General features: G+C 52.0%; 22 protein-coding genes. 17 read left to right on the top strand and 5 right to left on the bottom strand.

Features of this window, described 5'->3' with window-relative positions; all coding sequences use genetic code 11:
- The first annotated feature begins 38 nt into the window (after positions 1-38).
- The 9 genes from VB712_RS04640 (at position 39) to dcm (ending at position 8,603) form a co-directional block, all read left to right on the top strand.
- The gene (locus tag VB712_RS04640) at positions 39-1,322 is read left to right on the top strand and encodes a glycosyltransferase family 4 protein (protein WP_323252615.1); all 1,284 of its coding nucleotides are present in this window, start codon (positions 39-41) and stop codon (positions 1,320-1,322) included.
- 234 nt (positions 1,323-1,556) lie between these two features.
- A complete protein-coding gene (gene rsfS / locus VB712_RS04645) occupies positions 1,557-1,970 on the top strand; it encodes a ribosome silencing factor (protein WP_323252617.1) in 414 nt (137 codons plus the stop codon).
- Position 1,971: 1 nt separating this feature from the next.
- Entirely contained in the window at positions 1,972-2,502 is a 531-nt protein-coding gene (locus VB712_RS04650; RefSeq protein ID WP_323252619.1) for a CGLD27 family protein, read from the top strand.
- Between the two features lie 35 nt (positions 2,503-2,537).
- A complete protein-coding gene (locus VB712_RS04655; protein WP_323252621.1) occupies positions 2,538-3,491 on the top strand; it encodes an asparaginase in 954 nt (317 codons plus the stop codon).
- A gap of 42 nt (positions 3,492-3,533) precedes the next feature.
- On the top strand, positions 3,534-4,109 hold the full coding sequence (locus tag VB712_RS04660) for a Uma2 family endonuclease (RefSeq protein ID WP_323252623.1): 576 nt from the start codon (positions 3,534-3,536) through the stop codon (positions 4,107-4,109).
- A gap of 253 nt (positions 4,110-4,362) precedes the next feature.
- Entirely contained in the window at positions 4,363-5,583 is a 1,221-nt protein-coding gene (locus tag VB712_RS04665) for an XRE family transcriptional regulator (RefSeq protein WP_323252625.1), read from the top strand.
- 3 nt (positions 5,584-5,586) lie between these two features.
- On the top strand, positions 5,587-6,138 hold the full coding sequence (locus VB712_RS04670; RefSeq protein ID WP_323252627.1) for a hypothetical protein: 552 nt from the start codon (positions 5,587-5,589) through the stop codon (positions 6,136-6,138).
- 51 nt (positions 6,139-6,189) lie between these two features.
- Positions 6,190-7,173, top strand: coding sequence for a 4-hydroxyphenylpyruvate dioxygenase family protein (locus tag VB712_RS04675; protein WP_323252629.1), 984 nt, complete (start codon positions 6,190-6,192; stop codon positions 7,171-7,173).
- Between the two features lie 29 nt (positions 7,174-7,202).
- Entirely contained in the window at positions 7,203-8,603 is a 1,401-nt protein-coding gene (dcm, locus tag VB712_RS04680) for a DNA (cytosine-5-)-methyltransferase (protein WP_323252632.1), read from the top strand.
- A gap of 112 nt (positions 8,604-8,715) precedes the next feature.
- On the opposite strand, the gene murG is transcribed toward dcm, so the two are convergent.
- Positions 8,716-9,768 (bottom strand): undecaprenyldiphospho-muramoylpentapeptide beta-N-acetylglucosaminyltransferase, encoded by a 1,053-nt coding sequence (gene murG / locus VB712_RS04685; protein ID WP_416236251.1) that lies wholly within the window; start codon positions 9,766-9,768, stop codon positions 8,716-8,718.
- A 44-nt stretch (positions 9,769-9,812) separates the two neighbouring features.
- Between murG and VB712_RS04690 the strand changes: the two genes are divergently transcribed.
- Complete coding sequence (locus tag VB712_RS04690) at positions 9,813-10,595, top strand: nuclear transport factor 2 family protein (RefSeq protein WP_323252636.1); 783 nt, start codon at positions 9,813-9,815, stop codon at positions 10,593-10,595.
- 194 nt (positions 10,596-10,789) lie between these two features.
- Entirely contained in the window at positions 10,790-13,354 is a 2,565-nt protein-coding gene (gene gyrA / locus VB712_RS04695; protein WP_323252638.1) for a DNA topoisomerase (ATP-hydrolyzing) subunit A, read from the top strand.
- Here gyrA and VB712_RS04700 read toward each other — a convergent pair.
- Positions 13,341-14,093 (bottom strand): aspartyl/asparaginyl beta-hydroxylase domain-containing protein, encoded by a 753-nt coding sequence (locus VB712_RS04700; protein ID WP_323252639.1) that lies wholly within the window; start codon positions 14,091-14,093, stop codon positions 13,341-13,343. The genes gyrA and VB712_RS04700 overlap by 14 nt on opposite strands.
- A 159-nt stretch (positions 14,094-14,252) precedes the next feature.
- Positions 14,253-15,080: a Uma2 family endonuclease gene (locus VB712_RS04705; protein ID WP_323252641.1), complete on the bottom strand. Its 828-nt coding sequence runs from the start codon at positions 15,078-15,080 to the stop codon at positions 14,253-14,255.
- A gap of 109 nt (positions 15,081-15,189) precedes the next feature.
- On the opposite strand from VB712_RS04705, the gene fni reads away from it, so the two are divergent.
- From fni to VB712_RS04730, 5 genes are all read left to right on the top strand, one after another.
- Positions 15,190-16,224, top strand: a complete 1,035-nt coding sequence (gene fni / locus VB712_RS04710) for a type 2 isopentenyl-diphosphate Delta-isomerase (protein WP_323252643.1) — start codon at positions 15,190-15,192, stop codon at positions 16,222-16,224.
- A 13-nt stretch (positions 16,225-16,237) separates the two neighbouring features.
- The gene (gene sppA / locus VB712_RS04715; RefSeq protein ID WP_323252645.1) at positions 16,238-18,013 is read left to right on the top strand and encodes a signal peptide peptidase SppA; all 1,776 of its coding nucleotides are present in this window, start codon (positions 16,238-16,240) and stop codon (positions 18,011-18,013) included.
- 145 nt (positions 18,014-18,158) lie between these two features.
- The gene (locus VB712_RS04720) at positions 18,159-19,184 is read left to right on the top strand and encodes a Ran-binding zinc finger domain-containing protein (RefSeq protein WP_323252647.1); all 1,026 of its coding nucleotides are present in this window, start codon (positions 18,159-18,161) and stop codon (positions 19,182-19,184) included.
- The gene (locus VB712_RS04725) at positions 19,177-19,872 is read left to right on the top strand and encodes a hypothetical protein (protein ID WP_323252649.1); all 696 of its coding nucleotides are present in this window, start codon (positions 19,177-19,179) and stop codon (positions 19,870-19,872) included. The genes VB712_RS04720 and VB712_RS04725 overlap by 8 nt, the downstream gene beginning before the upstream one ends.
- 113 nt (positions 19,873-19,985) lie before the next feature.
- Complete coding sequence (locus VB712_RS04730) at positions 19,986-20,864, top strand: ferritin-like domain-containing protein (RefSeq protein WP_323252651.1); 879 nt, start codon at positions 19,986-19,988, stop codon at positions 20,862-20,864.
- Positions 20,865-21,005: 141 nt separating this feature from the next.
- On the opposite strand, the gene VB712_RS04735 is transcribed toward VB712_RS04730, so the two are convergent.
- A complete protein-coding gene (locus tag VB712_RS04735) occupies positions 21,006-21,302 on the bottom strand; it encodes a hypothetical protein (RefSeq protein WP_323252653.1) in 297 nt (98 codons plus the stop codon).
- A 189-nt stretch (positions 21,303-21,491) separates the two neighbouring features.
- On the bottom strand, positions 21,492-22,880 hold the full coding sequence (dnaA, locus tag VB712_RS04740; RefSeq protein WP_323252655.1) for a chromosomal replication initiator protein DnaA: 1,389 nt from the start codon (positions 22,878-22,880) through the stop codon (positions 21,492-21,494).
- A gap of 367 nt (positions 22,881-23,247) precedes the next feature.
- Here dnaA and VB712_RS04745 point away from each other — a divergent pair, with 367 nt between their 5' ends.
- Positions 23,248-24,093 carry an ArsR/SmtB family transcription factor gene (locus tag VB712_RS04745; protein WP_323252657.1) on the top strand — a complete coding sequence of 282 codons (846 nt, stop codon included), beginning with the start codon at positions 23,248-23,250 and terminating at the stop codon, positions 24,091-24,093.
- The last annotated feature ends 287 nt before the right edge of the window (positions 24,094-24,380 follow it).

Below are 24,380 nucleotides of genomic sequence, written 5' to 3' on the forward strand. Positions count from 1 at the left end.
TCCTTCGCCTGTGCGATCGCCACCCCCCCCTTGCCATCATGCGTATCCTGATCTACTCCTATAACTATCACCCCGAACCCATCGGCATCGCCCCCCTCATGACCGAACTTGCCGAAGGATTGGTGAAGCGTGGCCATCAGGTGCGGGTGATCACCGCTATGCCTTGGTATCCCAACAGCGCCATCTTCCCCCCCTACGAGGGCAAACTCTACTGCACCGAAACCCACAAAGGCGTAAAGATCCAACGGTGCTATGTGCGAATCACCAAAAATCGCAACTTAATCAATCGGGGTCTCTTTGAACTCAGCTTTATGGTGTTGAGTTTCTTTCAGGCATTGCGGGGATGGCGGCCCGATGTCATTTTACTCACAGTTCCGGGGTTGCCCGTGGGGATTCCGGCAGCCCTGTTAGGGGCGCTCTACCGCTGCCCCGTCGTGCTAAACCTCCAGGATATTCTCCCCGATGCCGCAATTCATGTCGGCTTGTTGACCAATAAAATTGCGATTTACATTTTTACCGCCCTCGAAAAATTCAACTACCGCATTGCCACCAAAATCTCCGTCATTTCCGAAGGCTTTACGGAAAACCTGCTCGAAAAAGGGGTCAACCCCGACAAAATTGTGCTAATCCCCAACTGGGTTGATGTTCACTTTATCCAACCCCTCCCCCGTGAAGATAATCAATTCCGCCGTGACCATGGCTTAGAAGATAAGTTTGTCGTGCTCTATGCCGGTAACATTGCCCTCACCCAACCCCTCAATAAAGTGATTGATGCAGCGGGGTTTTTAACGGATCTGCCGGATGTAGTATTTGTGATTGTCGGGGAAGAAGATGCTTTGCAACCGTTGCGCCAACGGTGTCGGCAAAAACAGCTTGATAATGTGCGGCTGTTGACATTCCAACCCCGCGAGCAGTTGCCGGAGATGTTAGCGGCGGCCAATGTGGGGCTAGTGGTGCAGAAGAAGAATGTGATTTCTTTTAATATGCCTTCCAAAATTCAGGTGTTGTTGGCCAGTGGTCGGGCGATTTTAGCGGCGGTTCCCAGTAAGGGGACAGCGGCGATGGCGATTCGGGCCAGTGGGGGCGGGATTTTGATTCCCCCCGATGATCCCCGTGCTTTAGCAGAAGCGGTGAAGTTGCTCCATGCCCACCCGGAGGAGGTGGAGCGTTTGGGGGAAAGGGGCCGCCGTCATGCAATTAGTACCTATGCTTTCCAGCACGCGCTGGATCGCTATGAAATGTTGTTTAAAAAGTTGGTGCAACCTCAGCAAACTTTAGCCGCAGTGGGGCATCAGGCGGAAGGAGTGAGGAGTGAGAAGTGAGCATGAGGAGCGAGAAGTGAGAGTGGGGAGTGGGGAGTGGGGAGTGGGGAGTGGGGAGTGGGAAGTGGGAAGTGGGAAGTGAGGGGAAAATTTCAATTTCACTCTTTTCTCCTCTTTTCTTCCCCCCACCAAGGGAGATGTACCCCCTAACCGGCGAGATCAATTGGCGATCGCCAATTCCCAATTTCCATCGGCTTGTTATGATCAGGGGGATGTTTTTAAAATCCTGAGTGCATGACCCAATCCCCCGTTTCTCCCCCACTGATTCCCGATACCCTAGCGGCAGACCCTGCGGGCCAATTGGCTTGGACGGCGGCGGTGGCTGCTGATGAGCGTAAGGCTGTTGATATTACGTTGTTACGGGTGACGGATGTTTGCTATTTGAGTGATTATTTTGTGGTGGTGACGGGGTTTTCGCGGACTCAGGTGCGGGCGATCGCCGATGCAGTCGAAGCCCAAATGGAAATCCAATGGCAACGCTACCCCTTACGCACCGAGGGCAAGGCGGAAGGCAGTTGGGTGTTGTTGGATTTTGGGGAGGTGATTATCCATGTGTTGCTCCCGACAGAACGGGAGTTTTATAACCTTGAGGCTTTTTGGGGCCATGGCGATCGCCTCGATTTCACCCCTACCACCGTTGAGGCCTAGGATGGCTCCCGATTCCGCTGCTTTTTGTCCCGTCCCGGAGGATCAGCAGCCCCTCAAGGAGTACGAACAAATGCGGGAGGCTTGGCTGTTTAATTGGCCCGTGCAACCCCGCTGGGTGTATCTGCGTAAATTGGCTTGGGTGTGGGCCTGGAGTTGGCTGATTGCGGGGCCGACGGCAGCGGCCAGTTTTGCGCCGGAGCGCTGGCCGCTACGCTTCGCGATCTTGGCCAGTGAGGGGGCGCTATTTTTCCTGTTCTTGCTGGTGGTGCGCTTGTATCTCGGTTGGCGCTATGTGGGCGATCGCCTCCAAAAACCAGAGGTGATTTATGAAGAATCCGGTTGGTATGATGGCCAAAAATGGCCCAAACCCCCAGAAGTGCTGATGCGCGATCGCCTCGTTGTATCCTATCAAGTACAACCCATCCTCCAGCGGTTACAAAAAACCCTCCTAGGGATGGCGATCGCCGCCACCTCTGGCCTGGTGCTTTGGTGCTTGGCCGCAGCCATTGCCCCCCTTCCTGCCCCGTTTTAACCCAACCCCCAGCAAAATTTTTCAACCAAATTCCTATGAGTCGTAGCCTACGCAACACCACCCCAGAACTTGAAGTCCAACTGTTGCGGGAGGGCATCCTAGAATCCACCCACAAAGTCACCGCCGTGATCACCGACCATCGGGGCCGGCTCCTCTCCCAGGCAGGCAATGGCGAAATGAGCACGTTCATCCGCTCCGCCCTTAAACCCTTCCAAGCCCTCGCCGTCACCAGTACCGGCACATTAGAGCGGTTTGGCTTGAGCGATCGCGATCTCGCCATCATGTGCGGTTCCCATCAAGGCACAGTGGAGCAATCCCGCCAAGTCTTCCATATCCTCTGGCGTTGCGACATTGACCCCACCGCCCTCCAATGCCCCACGCCTAAGGGCCAAGACAGCCCCCTCCAGCACAATTGCTCCGGCAAACACGCCGGAATGCTCGCAGTCTCCCAACAGCGGTATTTCCCCCTCGAAACCTACCTCCACCGTAGCCATCCGGTGCAAAAGTTAATCATTAGCAAAGTGAGTGAACTTTTGGGGATGCCCGCTGAAGAATTCATCCGCGCCCGCGATGACTGCGGAGCGCCCACCTATTCCATGCCTATGATCCAGATGGCGCGGCTCTATGCCCAATTGGCATCGGGGGATAATCTCGATCTGGAACGGATTTTGCGGGCCATGACCCATCATCCCCGCATGGTGGCCGGTGAAGGGGCCTTTGATACAGAGTTAATGCGCCTCACGGAGGGAGAGTTAGTCAGTAAATCCGGGGCTGAGGGGATTCAATGTATTGGCCGGGTGGGCCAGGGCCTCGGTTTGGCGATTAAAGTCCGGGATGGGGCGAAACGGGCCAAATATGCGATCGCCATCCACCTATTGCGCCAACTGGGTTGGCTTACGCCCCCTGTTGCCGAAGTCTTAGCGGATCAATTTATGAAAATCGACGACCACAAACGGTTAGAGGTGGTGGGGGAACTGACGATGGTTTAAGTTCTTCCCCCAACCGATCCCACTTAGCCCAGGATCAGCACCATGGTTAATCCAACTTCAACAATTTCAGAGCCGGTCAGCCTCGCCGAATTTCTCACGTTGCCGATGGGGGAGGCGATCGCCGACCGTGCTGAACTGATCGAAGGCAAAATCATCCCCAAAATGACTCCCCAACGCTTTCACTCCAAAACCCAACGGGCAATCCTCCGCATCCTTGAGGATTGGGGCGAAGACCGGGGCGAGATTGGTGTGGAATGGTCGGTGGTGCTCCAACGTCAGGGAGAGGATTGGGTGCCGATCCCTGACGTTTTTTATGTGGGGAGCGATCATCTCCCTCCCCGTCCCCTAGAAGACGAACCCTGTCCCGTCCCCCCGGATCTCGTCGTCGAAATCATTTCCCCCGGCCAACGGTTTGGCGATATGGCCGCCAAAGCCATGGACTACCTGATCAGCGATGTCCTAAGGGTTTGGGTCATCGATCCCCGCGCCCAAACGATCACCGTCTTTCACCCCGATGCCATGGCCATCACCTATCGGGGCGATACCCCCCTCACTGACCCTCTCTTCCCCGGCCTCACCCTCACCCCCACCCAACTCTTCCAAAAAGCCGGTTTGTGAAACCTTATCCGGAATCCGGTTGTAGCGTTGATCTGCGTAGGGGCGTTGGCGTAAGCCTGCCGGAGGCACAAAAATGTTTCGCCCCTACATCATCTACAGCTTTGTACTGTCTGATTAAGCGGATTCGATATGAATAGAGGAATTTAACTTTTTTGAAGCCCATCCTGACATTTTTGAAGGAAAAACGGTAGTTTTTATTGATAATGTCAGAGTTCTTGGTTATCGTGAAGACAGCAAAGAACTCTAAGTAGCAATGGCGACTAACATTCTCAACAGTATTGATTTACGAAATTTAGGAGCGCTCCTACAGCAAGCTCGGAAAAAAATGGGAATGACCCAAGCCGATGCTGCTAAAGTCATTGATGCGGCACGGACTACCGTTGTTGCGATTGAAAAGGGAGAGCGACGACTTAAAGCTAATGAATTAATCAAATTGGCTCGTGCCTATGGGCGATCTGTCAGTGATTTTGTTGGGCATTCCACCCCTGTTAGTGAACCTTTTCCGGTTCAATTCCGCGCTGCTTATCAACGCAATGAGCAAGACGAAGCACAAATCAGCCCCGTTATTCAGCGCTTTGAAGAACTGTGCCGCAATTACTTGGAGCTTGAGCAGATCATGGATGCTCCAATTTCCCGTAACTATCCGCAGGAATATGATGTCAACAATATGCCGATAGAAGCAGCAGCGGAAAGTATGGCGATCGCAGAACGGCAAAGACTTGGCCTAGGAGATAGCCCCATCCCCATGCTGCGAGACATCTTGGAGCAAAGTGTAGGAATTCGGGTGTTTTACCTCAATATGCCCGGAACATATTCAGAGATTTATAGCTATGATGAACAACTTGGTGGCTGTATGGCCATAAACCTGAATCACTACGAGGAACGTCGGCGTTGGTCAATGGCCCATGGCTATCTTCATTTTCTGGCCCATCGACAAAAGCCTGTCATTGATTTTGTTGATCTAAAGGGGCAATACAAAAGGGTTCCAGAAAGTGAAAGACTAGCTGAAGCTTTTGCCAAGTATTTTCTCATGCCCACCAGTGGCTTGCTGAGTCGATTTAATGATATGTATCGAACCCATGGCAAATTCACGCCCACTAATTTGTTTACCCTTGCTTATTATTATGGAGTATCCATAGAAGCTCTGGTTTATCGGTTAGAAGATATTGAACTACTTCCCTCCGGGACTTGGGATCGTTTGCGAGATCGAGGCTTGAAAGTTAAGAAGGTACAACAGGAGCTAGGTCTACAAGAGATCAATCAGCAAGCTGATCAACTTCCAATCCATTATCAGCACCTTGCCATTGAAGCATTAGATCAAGGACTAATCACAGAAGGACGCTTTGCAGATTTTCTAGGAGTGGATCGCCTAGAAGCTCGACGCATTGCAGAATCATTGCGTGAACATTCGAGTGGGATGTTGGCAGAATTTGCTGACTTAGATTTGCGCCAGGTGGAAAACATTGGGAGATAAATCATGGAAATCAAAAACTCCCATGTCGTTCTTGATGCTTGTTGTGTCTTGAACCTCTGTGCTTCTGGTCATTTACTTAAAATCATACAGTCCATACCGGCGAAAGTCGTGATCACTGAGGTCGTTAGAGCTAGAGAATTACTGACGCTTCAACGCCTCGTTAATGAAAATAATCAGGACATCAATCCGTTTGAATCAGCAATAGAAACAGGCTTACTAACTGTTGCAGATTTTAATTCTGAAGCTGAGGAAGAAACTTTCGTGAACTATGCTTCTCAGTTGAGGGATGATGGTGAGTCTGCAACCTGTGCTATTGCAATGCATCGAGACTGGGCGATCGCCACCGATGATAAAAAAGCAATCGCTTTTTTCCAACAAGAAGCACCGCACCTACAAATTTTTTCAACCTTAGCAATGATTAAAAACTGGTCAGAAGTCGAGAATATTTCCAAAGAAACTTTACGATCTTCACTCAATGCCATCAAAACATGGGGCCGCTACATCCCACACCGGGGCCATCCTTTACTCCATTGGTGGGAAAACCTGCTCCGGTGAAGATAGTTTTCCAAGCGCTAAGATAGAGCCAGACAACGAGGCTCCAAACCAATGCAGATTCACCATCTCCAGTTTTATGTCCAAGATGCTGACTATTGGCAAGGGTGGTTTGTGCAGAAATTTGGCTTTATTCCCACCCATCGCCAAGAAGATGGGGAAACCTTGCGGCGGGGGGTGGCCCGTGGGGCGGTGTGGCTGGAATTTGCTAGTCCTCAAAGGGGGAGTAGTCCTGTGGCGCAATACCTAGACCACCACAGCCCCGGTGTGGCGGCTGTTGCCTTTACTGTTAGTGATCTAGAGGCAACCGTTCGCTTTGCTGAAACCCAAGGGGGCCGCCTTGATCTCACCGCTTCCCAACCCACAATCATCACGCCTTGGGGGATGCGTCATCCCCTCTACACCCAAAGCCAACCTGCCCTACGCCATCAAACGCTTACCCTTGATCATCTGGTGCTGAATGTGCCTAGAGGGGAACTTGTGCCGGTGGTGGCTTGGTATGCAGCGGTGTTTGGCCTGATTCCCCAACAGCGATTTAAGATCCATACCGCTGATTCTGGCCTCGATTCCCAAGTGTTGCGCCATCCCCACAGTGGGCTACAACTCCCGATCAATGAACCCAGCACGCCCAATTCTCAGATTCAAACCTTTCTGGATCACAATGGTGGCTCTGGGGTGCAGCATATTGCCTTGGCTCCAGGGGCGATTTTGCCTTTAACCCAACGGTTACAGGCGGCCGGGGTGGCGTTCCTCTCGCCCCCCCCGGATTATTATCAACAGTCTAAAAAGCGCTATCCCCATTTGCCTTGGCGCGATCGCCCCTGGCGCAGTCTCCAAGCCGCTGGTATTCTCATCGATTGCCCCCAACCCGATGCCCTGTTATTACAGATTTTCACGGAGCCAATTTTTAATGCACCGACGTTTTTTATTGAATTGATTGAGCGGCGATCGCAGGCTGAAGGTTTTGGGGCGGGGAATTTTCAGGCTCTTTTTGAGGCCATTGAACAGCAACAACGGCAATTACCTCAACATTGTTAAACCCGATCAAAAGCAAGCCTTTTTCTGTCATGCAAACTTCATTATTTGACCTATTACCGCCCAATTTACCCAAACCTATTGCCAAAATCTTTACTTTTGTTGATTTATTTGCGGGTATTGGTGGTTTTCGGTTGCCCTTGTCCCAATTAGGGGGGCATTGTTTAGCCTATGCTGAAATTGATCGAGAAGCGATCGCCACGTATCAAAACAACTGGAATAGTCCAGAACTCGCACCGAATCTAGGGGATGTTTCGCAAGTTGAGCAATTACCTCTCAACCTGGATTTAGTCGTGGGGGGAGTTCCCTGTCAAGCTTGGTCAATTGCTGGCAAAACTCTAGGATTCGCAGATCCACTCGGCAAACTCTGGTTTGATGTTTGTCGATTAATTGAACAGAGCCAACCCAAGGCTTTTTTATTGGAAAATGTGAAGGGCTTAACAGAGCCGCGTCATCGGGGTAGTTTTGATTGGATTTTACACCATTTACGCAACAGCGGTTATTGTGTCTATTGGCAAATTTTGAATAGTTATGATTTTGGCTTACCCCAAGATCGGGATCGTCTTTTTTTGTGGGGTTTGCGGCGAGATTTACCTAATTGTAATCAGTTTAAATTTTTTCCACCATCCGTTAAACCTTGTCATCTTTATGATTTTCTTGAAGATTTACCCAATCAACCCGTTAAAAAACGTAAATTTTCACCGCAATTGCTGTTTGGAAATCGTATTCCGGCTTCCCGTGGCCGATTTCAGCGGAGTGATGAACTCAATGATTTTTTCCTGTTTACCGATGTGCGCGATGGTCACACAACAATTCATTCTTGGGATTTGATGGAAACGAGCGATCGCCAAAAACTGATCTGTGAAACACTTTTAAAGAATCGCAGAAAGAAAAAATATGGTTCAAGGGATGGCAACCCCCTCAACTTTTCCCACTTGCAAGCCTTGATTCCTAATTTGCAGAGATCAGAACTGAAACAACTGGTAGATCAAAACATTTTTAGAATCACCGCTGATCACTTATTTGATTTTGAAAATTCTAAAATTTCGACAGGTATTAATGGGGTTGCTCGAATTTTTTTACCCCATGCCCAGGCAATTGGTACTTTAACTGCGAGTGGAACCAAAGACTTTATTGCTACAGCAACGCTTCCGGATGCTGAACCCCAAGAATATAAACAAAATTTTATTAAATCGATTTATCTTCCGGGTAAATTCCGCGCTCTCACCCCTCAAGACTATGCCAAACTACAAGGATTCTCTGAAGATTTTGCAATTCATCCTAACCCTGCCATTGCCAAAAAACAATTTGGTAATGCAGTTTCGATTCCCATCGTTTACCATTTAGCTCAACTGATCATCCAATACTTCTCTCTTGAAATTTCTGCGCGGTTCAGAGATCCCCCTCAATCCCCCTTTAAAAGGGGGAGGTAGAGTTCTCATCATTGAAAACCCTATATCCAATGGAGTCAATTCCATCGTATTGACTGAAGACCCTCACAAACCAAGAAGAGCCATCTTGCATGAATTGGGATTGGGGCTAATTTTAAGGACGGGTTAAGTCCCGGAGCATTTGGGCCAGTTGGGCGGCACTATCGGGGACGGCTAGGGTTCCTGCCTGTTGGGCCATAGTGGCTAATTTTTGGGGATCTTTGAGGAGGTCGAGGACGGTGGTTTCGAGGGTGGCGATCGCCAAATCCTCCTGGCGGAACACAATCCCCGCCCCGGCATTAACCATGGCCATGGCATTATAATACTGGTGATCCTCTGCCGCAAAGGGATAGGGGATCAACACCGCTGGGGTATGGGTAATGGCTAACTCTGTTAACGTTCCCGCTCCAGAGCGGCCAATGGCCAGCGTCGCCCGCTGCATCAACCCCGCCATATTTTCACAAAAAGGGAGGGGGAAATAATGGGGGTGCGTCAAACGATCAACATCGGGATCGCGATCGCCCGTCAAATGGACAAGATAGGCCCCCGTCGCCAACCAAGCCGGGGCGCAGGCCCGCACCAACTGATTCACCCCCACCGCCCCCTGAGATCCCCCCACAATCACCAACAGGGGAGCATCCTCCGGAATCGGAAAATCTAAAGGTTGAGGCGTAAGGAAATTTTCTCGCACGGGTGTACTCGTCCAGCGGGTTTTACGACGAGGCAAATATTGCGCCGCATCGGGCAACCCCACCGCCACCTGAGTACACAAACGGGCCAACAACCGCGTCACCTTCCCCGGAATGGCATTGGATTCATGCAACACCACCGGAATCCCCGCCCAACGGGCCGCCAAAATCGCCGGGGCAGCAATGTATCCCCCCGTGGTGAATACCGCTTCAATGCGATGCTCCTGGATTAATTGCCGGACGCGCCGGGTGGCGAAGATCAGCCGTTGTAAAATTTTTAAAGAATGGAGGCCCGGCCGCCCTTGAAAGCCGCTGACGGTAATGGTGTGGAGGGGATAATGGGGGCGAATTAAAACCTGTTCGAGGCGATCGGGAACCCCTAACCAATGAATTTCCCCCTCGGTCAACTGTTGGGCCACGGCCAGGGCCGGGAAAATATGCCCGCCGGTGCCACTTGCGGCAATCAATAGGTGCATCAGTTATAGTGAGTTTGTCGGAACTCCAGTTACTAAACGTACCATCAATGGGAAACTTTGCCTTTCAGCGTGTGGTTTTATCGGGACTCTTCACCCTGGGCTTGCTCACGGGCTTGCCCCGCCTGAGCCATGCCCAAACCCCGCAACCCATCCCCCCAGAGCTACAAAATACCCTCAATCAACTGGAAGCCGCTGCTAATCGCCAAGATCTTGATGCGGTGATGCAGTTTTATAGCCCCACGTTCACCACCAGTGATAATTTAGCCGCCCGTGCTTTAGCCCAAGGCCTAGAAGGGTTATGGCGGGAATACAACGGCTTGAGCTATGACATTGAGGTACAAAATTGGCAAATGGAGGGGGATGACCTGATTGCGGAAACCCTGACCCAAGTTTCCGGAACCCGTTTTGAAGGACAGCAACCTGTGAGACTGCGCTCAGAGGTGCGATCGCGCCAACGGATCAACCCCCAAACCCAACAGATTAACAGTCAAGAAATCCTCACCGAGCGGACGCTAATTTTTATCGGCGAACGGCCCCCCAATGTAGATATTAATTTGCCCGAACAGGTACGGGCGGGGGAAAGCTTTGATTTTGACGTGATTGTCCAGGAACCCCTCGAAGGAGATCTCTTAATGGGGGCCGCCTTGGAAGAATCTGTTACCGCCAACTATCTCAGCCAAGCCAGCTTTGATTTAGAACTGCTCCAAGCGGGGGGCATTTTTAAACGGGGGCGGGAGGATCCCAATGGGGGCGATCGCTGGTTTTCGGCGGTGCTAATCCGGGGCGATGGCATGACGATGGTGACACAGCGGGTGCGGGTGGGGGATTAACCCCCTCAGCCCTTGATCGATCACGGCTGCGCGGGGAACCGCAACAGCGGGAAGCCAAGCCTCGACTGTGGTAGAATGGACAAGCTAAATTCATTCCATCACCAGTGTTTGCTGGCGACAAAGAGCAGTACCCACTGCTTTTTGCTGTTTATTGCCAGTATTTGCTAGCCTGTGACCGCAACGGAGTTTTTTCTATGGCTTCCCCCGAAAATCGGATTGTCCCGACAGATTTACGCAACGAAATGTCGCGGTCATACCTAGAGTACGCCATGAGCGTGATTGTGGGTCGGGCTTTGCCCGATGCCAGAGACGGCCTGAAGCCAGTCCATCGGCGCATTCTCTACGCTATGTATGAATTGGGACTCACCCCCGATCGCCCCTTTCGTAAATGCGCCCGTGTGGTGGGGGAAGTTTTGGGGAAATATCACCCCCACGGGGATACAGCGGTTTATGATGCCTTGGTGCGCATGGCCCAAGATTTTTCAATGCGGGATCCCTTGATTCAGGGTCATGGCAACTTTGGCTCCGTGGATAATGATCCCCCGGCGGCAATGCGATACACCGAATCTCGCCTCCACACGCTGACGGTGAACGCCCTGCTTCGGGATATGGAAGCGGAAACCGTCGATTTTGCTGATAACTTCGACGGTTCTCAACAGGAGCCGGTGGTGATGCCGGCCCGCATTCCGCAAATCCTCCTCAATGGTTCATCGGGGATTGCGGTGGGGATGGCGACAAATATCCCCCCCCATAACCTAGGGGAATTGGTAGATGGGTTGGTGGCTTTGGTGCATAACCCGGATCTGGAATTGGCGGATCTGTGCAAAATCATTAAAGGCCCCGATTTCCCCACTGGGGCGCAAATCCTCGGCTATGGCGGCATTCAAGATGCCTACATGACCGGGCGCGGCTCGATCACGATGCAGGGGGTGGCGAATATTGAGTTGATGGAGCATCCTGGCCGGCCCGATCGCGAGGCGATCATTGTTACTTCGCTCCCCTACCAAACCAATAAGGCGGCTTTGATCGAAAAGATTGCCGATTTGGTCAATGACAAGAAAATTGAGGGCATTTCTGATATTCGCGATGAGAGCGATCGCGATGGGATGCGGATTGTGATTGAACTGAAACGGGATGCGATCGCCCGCGTTGTCCTCAACAACCTTTACAAACAAACCCCGATCCGCAATAACTTTGGGGCGAATATGTTGGCCCTCGTTGATGGGGAACCGCAACTGCTTAACCTCAAGCAATTCCTCACCGTTTTCTTAAGCTTCCGCGTCGAAACCATCACCCGCCGCACCCGCTACAAACTTCGCAAAGCCCAAGAACGGGATCACATCCTCCAAGGCTTCTTAAATGCCCTAGGGAATCTTGATGCTGTCATTCACACCATCCGCCAAGCCGCCGATGCTGCCATGGCTAAAGAGGCGCTGATGGAGGGTTTCAGCCTTTCCTTAGCCCAAGCCGATGCCATTTTACAAATGCAACTACGCCGCCTCACGGCTTTAGAAGCGGACAAAATCGAAGCGGAACATTTAGAATTACTAGCCACAATTACGGATCTCGAAGATATCCTTGCCCGGCGGGAACGCATTGATGAAATCATCATCGAAGAAGCGGAGCAAATTAAAACGATCCACGCCACCCCCCGCCGCACGGAAATCCTCGCCGCTGAAGGGGATCTCGATGAAACGGATTTAATTGCCAATGAAGCGGTTTTAATTCTGCTCACGGAACAGGGCTACATTAAGCGGATGCCCGTGAACACGTTTGAGGCACAGCACCGCGCCACCCGGGGCCGGGCGGGGGCGAAGATTAAACAGGATGATGCGGTGGAGCATTTCCTCACCTGTTGTGATCATAATGTGGTGCTATTTTTTAGCGATCGCGGCGTGGTCTATTCCCTCAACGCCTACAAAATCCCCACCGCCTCCCGTCAAGCCCGGGGCGTGCCGATTGTCCAAATGCTCCCCATTCCCCGCGATGAAAAAATCACCTCAATCATTGCGGTGAGCGAGTTCACCGATGAAGATTTTCTCGTCATGCTCACGAAACAGGGTTTTATTAAAAAAACCGCCCTTTCCGCCTTTAGCAACATTCGCACCAATGGCCTGATCGCCATTTCCCTCGCTGAAGGGGATCAACTCCGTTGGGTACGATTGGCAAAATCGAGCGATAGCATCATCATCGGTTCCCGTCAGGGGATGGCGATCCATTTCCGGGCCGATGGGACGCAGTTGCGCCCGTTGGGTCGGGCAACGCGGGGGGTGAAGTCGATGAAGTTGCGGGCTAAGGATGAACTGATCGGTATGGATATTCTGCCGAGCCAAATCATTGCCCACCTTGCCGAAACCGATGGTGAGGAAGAGGATGATTTAACGCCCAGTGAAGAGGTGCTAACGGAGGTGGGGGATGGCCCCTGGGTGTTGGCTGTCACTTCACGGGGCTACGGCAAGCGGGTTCCGGTGGATCAGTTCCGGCTACAACGGCGGGCCGGTTTGGGCCTGCGGGCGATTAAGTTTAAGTTTGATAATGATGAATTGGTGGCCTTGGGGGTGGTGAATCAGGGGGATGAGTTAATGCTGATCACCCATCGGGGGATTATTATCCGCCAAGTTGTCGATGCCATTTCGCCCCAATCCCGCAGCGCGACGGGGGTGCGGGTGCAACGGTTGGATCAGGAAGATGCGATCGCCGCTGTCGCCCTCGTTCCCCCCACGGAAGGGGAGGAAGAGGAGGAATTTAGCGGCGAGTAGCCAGGGGTTCGGCTTGGGCTTCAAATTTTTGTTCCCAAGCCTCATGGTTGGCTTTGGCATCTTGGACAATGGGGGAAGCGGCGACGAGATGACAGGCGAGCCAATTAACGAAGGAAAGGGGAAACCGCAAGGGCCGCATCACATCCAGGAACAGAACGGCCCGATAGCCTTCGGTGTCGTTCCACACCTCATGATCATAGGTATCATCAAAAATCAAGCTCTTGCCCTCTTCCCAGATTGCGACTTGATCGGCGATCTGAATGCGGCATTGTGCGCGGGGTTCGGGGACTTTGAGGGCGAGGTGATAGCGGATGAAGCCTTTATGTTTGCCGCAATGGCGGGGGATATGTTTGCCGGGGGCGAGGATCGAGAAGAAGGCCACCTTTAAGCCGGGGATGGTTTCGAGGAGTTTGGTCGTTTGGGGGCAGCGATCGCAATTCTGTTCAGCCCGAAAACTAAAGGCCCAAAAAAAGTAAGTTTTCCAACGGTCATCATTGGCAATACTGTATTGCCGTTTGGAAATATCTTGGAAGTTGGGCAGGTCTTCCACCCGTTCGAGGATTTGATCCAGTTCTTGGCGAATCACAGTCCAATTGGCTTCGAGGGTTTTGGCCCAGGGAAATTGCTCGGTGGTGAAAAAGACCGATTCCCCCACTTTGGAGAAGTACGGCACAATTTTTTCCACATAGGGGACGGCGGCTTCTAACCGTTTCACAAGCCAGTCTGTTAGACCCTTCATGATTGCATCAAGTTAAAAAACATTCAGGCTTCCGATTATACCGCTCTGAAAACCTGCCTTTTCCAGAGCCAGGGGATCTCGCTTCGTTGTTAGGCTAACGATCCCCCCGGCTGCGCCGACCCCCTTAAAAAGGGGGTTAATTTCCGGAAACCCCCCTTTTTAAGGGGGGCAGGGGGGATCTTGCCACCTCAAAGCCGCCGCTACCTGTTCGGGGGTTAAACCCAAGGCCATGAGACGGGCGATCGCCCCCTCTTGCGCCTGCACCTGGGCCGCCTGCACCGCCGCTAGATCCGCCACCGCTTGATCGGCCCGTTGCCTTTCCTGTTCCGCCCGTTCCTCCGGTGTGGGAACCCAAACCCCCTCGGCATCATACCAGCGCAACCATTGGCCCATCACGCCATCATAGGCTCCCTGCCAAATCCCCAAGCCCAAACCGAGGCGTTCTAACCACAGTTTCGACTCCGGCAAATCCAAGGGTTGATAGCGTCCCCCCGTTAACTCAAAGGCCCGCAATGTATAGGTATAGCGATCGTAAATCACATAGTAGGGAATTTGAAGGATCTGCTCATAAACCTGCCATTTCGTCAGGGGGCGATCCACCACCCGGAGCGTTTGGCCTAAAGCCTCTGCCTCCGTGCCGGGAGAAAGCAACTCCACGACCAAAAAAGGCATCACCCCTTCCTGCCAGACCACATAACTTAAGCGCAACGCATCTTGACGATCCACCCGATTCGCCCCAATCACGAGAAACCAATCCGGGCGTTTATGCCAAAGGGGATGACGGGGATCGTAGTAAAGATTCAAATCTTGGGCGGTGAAGCAATCCTCACGGGGTATAGCGGTGGGGCGACAGGTCAAGCTGAGGAGCGTGGGTTGAAAAGCGTGGAATTCGTCAGGCAAACCGGGTTCCTCCGGGTCTTCGCTGGGGAGGTCGTACATCGTCGGCAGGGGATGTTGCCAACGGAAGGGGAAAGGGTCTTGAACCATGGGGATCTGCCCTCAATTCAGAACGAGTTTATTATATTCAAAATTTTGCCATTCCTGAAGCTGGCCAGGGTGAGAAGATGGATCAAACCCTTGCCCTTGTAAATACCCGATGATTCCAACCACCCAAACCCGCAAGGCGGATCACATTCGCATCTGCCTCGAAGAAGATGTTCAATGCCGTCAACAAACCACCGGGTTTGAGCATTACCGCTTTAGCCATGCTTGTTTGCCGGAACTGGACTATGAGGAGCTTGATCTCAAAACCACCTTTTTCGGTAAAACCTTGGGGTTGCCCCTGCTGATCTCCTCCATGACCGGCGGCACAGCCCAAGCCCAGGAAATTAATCGGAATTTGGCGATCGCCGCCCAAACCTATGGCCTGGCCATGGGGGTGGGTTCCCAACGGATTATGGTGGAGCGGCCGGAGTTGGGGGAAACTTTTGATGTGCGATCGCACGCCCCTGATATTCTCCTGTTTGCCAATTTGGGAGCGGTGCAATTGAACTACAGCTATGGGGTGGAGCAATGCCGGGAAGTGGTGGATCGCCTCGCCGCCGATGCCCTGATCCTCCACCTCAACCCCCTTCAGGAATGTATCCAACCCAGGGGCGATAAAAACTTTAAAGGCTTGTTGCCGAAAATTGCTGAAGTTTGCCAAGGGTTGCCGGTTCCCGTAATCGTTAAAGAAGTGGGCAATGGCATTTCTGGGGCCATGGCCCAAAAGTTGTTGAATGCAGGGGTGGCGGCCATTGATGTGGCGGGGGCCGGCGGCACATCCTGGGCCAAGGTGGAAAGCGAACGGGCGGAAACCCCCTTACAGCGGCAATTGGGCCGCACGTTTGCTGATTGGGGGATTCCCACAGCGGATTGTTTAGTGAGTGTGCGCCGTTTGTTGCCACAGTTGCCCTTAATTGCCTCCGGAGGCATTCGCGATGGTTTGGAGGTAGCCAAAGCCTTGAGTTTGGGGGCGGATCTTGTGGGTTTAGCCTTCCCTTTTTTGCAAGCGGCGGCCATTTCAGAAACGGCGGTGGGGGAATTGGTGCAACGCCTAGAGGCTGAAATCGCTACAGTATTATTTTGTACAGGCAATCGCACCGTAGCGGATTTGAAACAGTCCCAAATGCTACGACGGTTAAAGGATTAATGGGGAAAGAATCATGCTGAAATTGCGGGATGTGTTGGCCAGTACCTTGGGGGTAATTTTGGCCTTGGTGTTGGCGGGGGTGGTGAGTGGTGGGCTGTTGTTGTTGTTGATCGTTGCCTTCGGGATTAGTGAAGAGGAAGAAATGGTGGTGCGCGATCGCAGTGTTTTGGTGTGGGATCTCTCCACCCCGATCCGCGATACCCAACCCTTGGGGGAATTGACCACGGTTTTTTCCACTGAAACCGGAAACCTCACCTTACGCCAAGCGATCGCCTCCCTAGAAGCAGCAGCAGAAGATGACCGGATTGTGGCCCTGTTGATCGATGGTCGGCAGGGGGAAGCGGGCCTCGGTTTTGCCATGTTGCGGGAGTTGCGGCCTGCCCTCGAAGCGTTCCAAGCATCGGGGAAAAAAATCGTTGCCTACGGTGTGGATTGGGGTGAAGGGAGTTATTACCTTGGCTCCATTGCCGACCCAGTGGTGATTAACCCCCTAGGATCGATGGAAATGAATGGCTTGAGTGCCGAGCAGTCTTTCCTAACTGGGGCTTTGGATCGCTTTGGAATTGGGGTGCAGGTCTTGCGGGTGGGAGAGTATAAATCAGCGGTGGAGCCGTTCACAGAAACAGAATTCAGCCCGGAAAATCGGGAGCAACTGACCGCCCTTTTGGGGGATCTGTGGGGGGATTTCTTAACGGTGGTGGGGGGCGATCGCGACAAAACCCCCCAACAATTGCAACAAATTGCTGCGAATCAAGGAATTTTATTACCAGAAGCTGCGTTAACAGCGGGTTTAGTAGATGAGATTGCCTATTTTGATGAAATAGCCGTTCAGTTGCGGGAACTCACAGAAGAAACCGAGGAGCCAAAACGGTATTTTCGACAAATTAGCCTCAGTAATTACTATCAAAATGATGTCAGCCTTGCCAGCAGTAGTTACCATAGCCAAAATGTTGCCGTCCTCTATGCCGAGGGGGAAATTGTCTATGGGGAGGGGGAAATTGAGCAGATCGGCAGCGATCGCCTGATTCGGCAATTGCGGGAGTTGCGCGACGATGACAGCATCAAAGCAATTGTGTTGCGGGTTAATAGTCCGGGGGGGAGTGCGACGGCTTCAGAGTTGATCCTGCGGGAATTGCAACTGACCCGCGAGGAAAAACCGATTGTGATTTCCATGGGCAATGTGGCGGCTTCTGGGGGCTACTGGATTGCCATGGGGGGCGATCGCATTTTTGCCGAAACCAACACGATTACCGGCTCTATCGGTGTATTTGGTCTGTTGCTCAATCTTGAAGGCATTACCAACAACAACGGCATTACCTGGGATACGGTCAAAACTGCTCCTTTGGCGGATCTTGATACCATTTCTCGCCCTAAAACCGATGCTGAAATTGCCAAAATTCAGCAATTTGTCGATCAAATTTACACCCTCTTTTTAGAAAAAGTGGCTAAGGGTCGCGACCTCCCCCCGGCCCAAGTGGCGGCATTAGCCCAAGGTCGGGTATGGTCGGGGGCAGATGCGTTGAGCAATGGTTTAGTGGATGAAATTGGGGGTTTGGAGCGGGCGATCGCCTATGCAGCGGAGCGGGCAAAATTGGGAGAAGATTGGGGCGTGGAGGAATACCAAAATGAACCCAGTTTTGAAGAATTACTGATGCGCACGTTGTCTGTGCAAAACCCTAGCCCCCTCACCGCCCAATGGTTGCAACTCCAAACGCAACTGCGGCAACTCCAAACCTGGAACGATCCCCGCCAAGTCTATGCCCTCTGGCCCAGGCTCGAAATTCGTTAGGCAAATCCACCAGGCGGCAGAGCCGCCTGATGCCCGTACCATGGCAGAGCCATGGCACGAGATTACAGAAGGGGGAACTTTCGAGGGATTGAGCAAAAAGCAGGGTTATAAAAGCGAATAGAGTTATCTTGCATGAGTTCAGACTATGGCGATTCGAGAAGGACGGTGGGATTGCCCCACCTGTGGCACAACCGGATTACTAGGGCGGGATACAAAATGCGGCAATTGTGGCGCAACCCGGCCCGAGGGGATCAAGTTTTACTTACCCGAAAATGCCCCGGCTGTTGCCAATGCGGCACAATTGGCGATCGCTAATTCTGGAGCGGATTGGATTTGCGATTATTGCGGCTCTAGTAATCGGGCGGAAGCTCCCGCCTGTAGTGATTGCGGTGCGCCCCAAGGGGAAAAACACCAAGCCATCCAGTCTGTAAACAACGCCACCCTAGAAACGCCGACTCCAGTCAAACCGCCGACCAGAAAATCCCGGTGGCAACTGGGCTGTTTAGGTTTGATCGGGGCCTTGGTTGCGCTGCTGATTTTTTGGTTTCAACCTCAACAAATCAATGCGACCGTTACTCAAACGTCTTGGCAGCGGTCGATTGAGATTGAGCAACTGACAACGCTGGTAGAGTCAGACTGGTCGATCCCCGCTGGGGGCCGTCTCCTCAGTCAACAGGAAGAAATTCACCACTACGATCAGGTTTTAGAGCGATATGAAACCCGCAGCCGTGATGTGTCGGAACAGGTGCAGGTGGGTTCTGAAAGTTATGTTTGTGGCACAGTGGATCTTGGTAATGGCTTTTTTAAGGATCGAATGTGCGATCGCCCCGTTTATGAAACTCGTACCCGCACGGAAACCTATGAGGAGCCGATCTATCGAGATGAGCCGGTGTATCAACCCAAATACACCTATGAAATTGATCGCTGGCTGGTGAATCGCACGCCCCAAACCAGCGGCAACGATCACAATCCTTATTGGCCTCAAATTGTCCTTGGCCCCCAGGAGCGCCAGGGGGCCAGTGAGGAAACCTACCATGTGGATTTTAATGGGGAGAATGGTAAGAACTACCGGATTACAATGCCCCTGGCCCGCTGGTTGGATTTTGACCTGGGCAGTCAACACCAAATTACCGTGAATCGTGCGGGTAAGGCTTGGTTGCCGGATGAATAAACTACCCCGTGATTTACAAACCCTGTTGATCACCCCTGAGGAATTTAGCGATCGCTCCGGCCTCATGCTCCCCTGGCAATTGCCCGGTACGGAAGGGCAACGGGTGCGATCGCTCCTCTTCGGTTTAGGGGGCAGTTTCCTCCTGTTTGGATTAGCCCAATGGGGGATTGGTGTGCCGGGGTTGGATATTACCTTGGGATTGTTGCCCTTGGTGGGGGCGATCGCCTGGTTGTTGCGGGGGGATTTGCGCCGTTGGCGGGGGGAATCGGTGGGTTATGGGGATTTAGACCTCCAAGATCAGGAGGAATTGGATCGCCTTCAGGCTGAAGTCGAGGCCTTTAACCGGATTGTGCGATCGCTCCACCTCAATGATCAACTGCAACAATTAGGCAATCCGGGGTTAACTCCCGCAACGCGACGGCAATTATTACAGGCGTTGAAGTTAATTCGTGAGGATTTGGTGAAGGCGATCGCCACCGCCCGACTTTTACGCGAAAACCGCGACCTCCTCACCGAAATCGCCCTCAACCCCGAACTTTTCACCACTAATCTCGCCACCGTCCAACGCCTCGAACAGGCCAACACCGCCACCGATCTCGCCCAATATCTCGCCCCCGCCCTCACCCTTGCCCTCGATGTCCATCGCCATCTAGAGGCATTGCAACAAGACGAATCTCACCCTTCGTAGGGGCGAAAAATTTTTCGCCCCAATTTTTCGCCCCTACGCCACTGCCCCCAAGATCGAGAGCATACGCTAACCTAGGGAGTTAACATTTCTTTACCATACTTTCATTTTTAACGATGACCGTTACCTATCCCCGCAAAACCCACTACGGCATGGATGCCCGCGCCATCCTTGAGCAAGTCATTCAAAACCGCGAAATCCATATGGTGACGCTCAACCGTTACCGCTTCAACGAGCAACACAGTTGCAAAGACCTCACCGAATTAATTGAACTCCTCAACGGCGAACCAAGGGAATTGGTGCGGGATCTCGCCCGTCATGTGGCGGATGAAGCCCGCCATGCCGTTTGGCTGACGGATTTGCTCTATGAATTGGGGGAAGATTTGGGTACGCCTCCCGGTGTTTCCTATATTGGCGAATTTGAGCGGTTGTTAGGGGATGCTTCCGCCAATCCTGAAGAGCGAGTGATTGAGGCCTTAGCGGCGATCAATGTCACCGAAAAGCGAGGCTGTGAGTATTTTTCTGCCCATATTCAAGCCCTAAAAGCTGCCCCCAGTGAGGAAAACGACAAAATTCGCGCCACGATTGAGCAGATTTTCCCTGAGGAAACCGGCCATGTGCGTTGGGGCAATCGCCTCCTGGCCCAAATGGCCAAAAAGAGCGATCGCCATCGTCAAAAAGTCACCGCCGCCAAGGAAAAATACAGCCGCATCGAGCAAGCCGCCTATGAAGCAGGCATGGATATCATGGCGGGGGCAGAACTGCGCCGCCTCAATGATTTAGTGGAAATCACCAACAAGCTCCCCTTGTGGGATCGGCCTCAATATTTAATGGAGCGATTACCCCAAACCCTCCTCTCTCCCCAGTTGCAAATGACCCGGCTTCATGTGGCGAAAAAAGCCTGGGATCGCAACCCTCAAGACTTCATGGAGAAGTTTGTGCCGATGTTCCTCAATGGGATTCAACCGGCCCCGAAAAAAGCTAAACAAGCCTAAAAATTTGTCGGCGTTAAAACTCTTTTAACTCCTGCATTTTAGGAAGATGAGGACTAAAGTCCTCACTACAAACAGGCGTAGGGGCGAAAAATTTTTCGCCCCCTTCCCCTAGGGTTAACGGACAACCCTTTTACCCCATCCCTAGGGGCAACCAATGGAATCGTGATAATGGTAAGGGGTGCAGGCGTAGAAGAGACCCCCCACAAACCCAAAGGCGGCGGCAATCACGAAACTGCCGTTAAGGGCATGGCCATCACCAAATGTTGCTAAGAAATTGACGACAAAGTTTGAGGCTTGATAACCAATGGCGGTGAGGCCCGGCAACCAATGGACAACCGTTAAGCTCCCCAACAGGCTGCCAATCAACAGCAACGGTAGGGTAAAGCTGAAGATTGCTGTCAACAGAAAGGATTGGACGTGCTGAAAGGAAAAACGCATGGCTAGACTCCTAATTCCGGATTGCTGAGGGAAAGGGTTTAACGCCATCCGCTTGAGCAATGGGTTCTGGTGAGAACTTGACTAATACAATAAGGGGATTGCTCCCAAACTGGGGGATTATTGCGCAAATCTTAAAACTTTATTAAATTTGTTCGCAAAGTTAACCAAATCTGCCTTAAATCCGGGGCTTCACGACGAAGAATAGGGGTGAGGGCGGGAAACAGTGATGCGATCGCTCAGTTGAATTAACGTTTGATTGAGTTTTGTATCCTTTTGTCGCAGTTGGGCAATTTTGTCACAGCTATAGAGAACGGTTGTATGATCCTTGCCGCCAAACTCTTCACCAATGCGGGGTAGGCTCAAATTGGTATGTTGACGCATCAGATACATCCCCACCTGGCGAGCCAAGCTAATTTCCCGACGGCGGGAATTGCTTTTGAGTAGCTCAATGGAGACATCAAAGAGGGTGGCGATCGCCCCTAAAATCGCCTCCGGTGTCGCCGCCACCTTTTCCACTGGCGGATTGAGCATTGGTGCGATATGCTCCACCGCCATGGGTAGGCCAGAAATGGAGGTATAGGCGATCGTGCGGATTAACGCCCCCTCCAGTTCCCGAATATTAGAGGTGTAGTGGGTGGCGAGATATTCCTTCACCGCCCGGGGGAGGCGCACATTTTCATCATCCGCCTTCTTTTCCAGAATCGCCATCCGCGTTTCAAAATCCGGAGCCTGGACATCAGCAATCAGCCCCATGGAAAACCGGGAACAGAGCCGCTCCTGGAGTCGGGGGATCTGGTTGGGGGGGCGATCGGCCGCGAGAACCACCTGCTTACCGGATTCGTGAAGCGTATTAAAGGTATAGAAAAACTCCTCTTGGGTGTATTCCTTGCCCTCAATAAACTGAATATCATCAATCATCAACACATCCGCCGCCCGGTAATGCTCCCGAAACTCCTCCATACTGTCTTGGCGAATGGCGGTAATTAAATCATTGGTAAACTTTTCTGTTGAAACATAAAACACCTGGGTTTGCGGTTCAATTTCCAAGCGGTAATTACCGATCGCCTGCATCAGGTGAGTTTTCCCTAACCCGACCCCCCCACAGAGAAACAGCGGGTTAAACTCCCGCCCCGGAGATTCCGCCACCGCCAACGCCGCCGCATGGGCCATGCGATTATTCGCCCCCACCACAAAGCGAGAAAAGATGTATTTACGGTTAAAGGGCGTTTCTGTGGGCCGTTGGGGGTCATCATTGCGTTCGTTGCCCGCCAAGAGAGATCCTTCGAGATGCCAACTTTGATCCCGCATTTCCCCCTGGGCAGTGGTGATCTGTAACTCCAGGGGATGGCCGAGAATTTCAATAATCACCTCGCCAATGGGTTGGAGGTAGTGCTTTTGGAGCCAATTACAGGCAAACAGGTTCGGAGCCTCCAGGACTAACATATGCTCCGTCAAAGCCTTGGCTTGAGTGGGTTTCACCCAAGTTTCAAACGTGGGGCGGGTCAAACGGTATTCTAAACGGGTTAAGACCTCGTGCCACAGTTGTTCAGGAGCCATGGAAATCTGGGAGCACAGCATGGGAGGATGAGCTTTGTATCTTATCCCGATTTTTAGCGGGATGGCTAGCGCATTCCCAGATCGGCCCTGACCCCGGTGTGAGTTTGCCAATGGCCAGTGCTTAGAATGGAGAAAGACACAAATGTCATGCGATCCCATCACTTCCCCACTAGAGGGGATCAAGCCAGATCAACCCGGTGCATCTCACAGACGCTCGTCATCAGGACTTTAGTTGTCAGAACATTAGTCCTCAAACGTTTGTTGTCAGAGCATTAGTCCTCAAGTTCGTAGTGAGGACTTTAGTCCTCTGTCTCCGTACCGGATCAACCCTTGAGGATCGCGATCGCCCCTTAACCCCATTTCGATTGTTGCCCTTGATTTTCCTGCCATGCACCACGACAATATCACCCACTACGCCGACCTCCTTGCTGCCCTAGGGACTCCTGCCCGCCTCACCATTGTGCGCCTGCTGGTTAAAAAATATCCCCATGTCCTAACGGCGACAGAGCTACAGGCGCGAATTAAAATCCCCGCCCCGATTTTGCATCAACATCTCAATAAACTTTGCCAACAGGGTGTACTCCATCGGGGGGAAGATCCCGTTACCTATGGGGTTGATGTTAATTTATTGGAGGATTTATTAGCCTTTTTCTATGCAGAATGTTGTGTGCGGCAGCGGGTCATTGATTGGGGTCGGGTCAATGATAAAAAAGAGCAATGGTTGACGGCTTCAGAGGTGGCGACCGTTGAACAAGAAAGTCTTGAGAACTTTATTGATGCTCCCATTTATGATCGTTTAGGGGGCAAAGTTTTACAGGCATTACTTTTGGCCCAATCAGAAGCGATTCGCACGGGTCACGATGCCATTGCGGCAGAACATTTGTTATTGGGTTTAATGCTGGAAGGGAGTGGCCTGGCCACCCATCATCTTAAGGAATGGGGCTTGACCGTGCTGCGGCTTCGGGAGGCGATGGGCAGCCCGACGGGGAAAGAATCCCCCCATGATATTCCCTTTAGTGGGGAGGCAACGGCGATTTTAAATTCAGCGCTGATTGTGGCCAATGAATCCGGGGCAATTTTGATCAACACTGAGCATATTTTGTTGGGATTTTTATTAACCTGGCAACAGGCGATCGCCCAAAACAAACCCCTATCTTTTATCTGTAAAATCTTCCAACAGTTAACCATTCCCCCGGAGGCCATGATTCAAAAGATGCGAGAAAATTTACATTAGGGGATATGAAAGGAGGGGCAAAAAATTTTTCGCCCCTACCCTAAAAAAGGAAGGGAGCGACTTTGTTCCCTTCCCAATCAGCATTTTATGGACACTAAAATTACTGATAATTGAGCAAAATTGTTGCTGATCTGACTCAGATCAGGCCAGTGTAGATGGTAAACAAACTCTGCACTAAGGCAAGCGAGATACTGACTTGAATCCTGTTGCTCTATGGGTTTCTTCAGTGGCAAGGGGACTTTTTATGCAAGAGCATCGCTCCATCAGCCCAGATCGTCACATTATTG

Origin of the sequence: Spirulina sp. CCNP1310 (assembly GCF_034932185.1) — a bacterium.
In the GTDB taxonomy this organism is placed as follows: Bacteria; Cyanobacteriota; Cyanobacteriia; order Cyanobacteriales; family Spirulinaceae; genus Spirulina.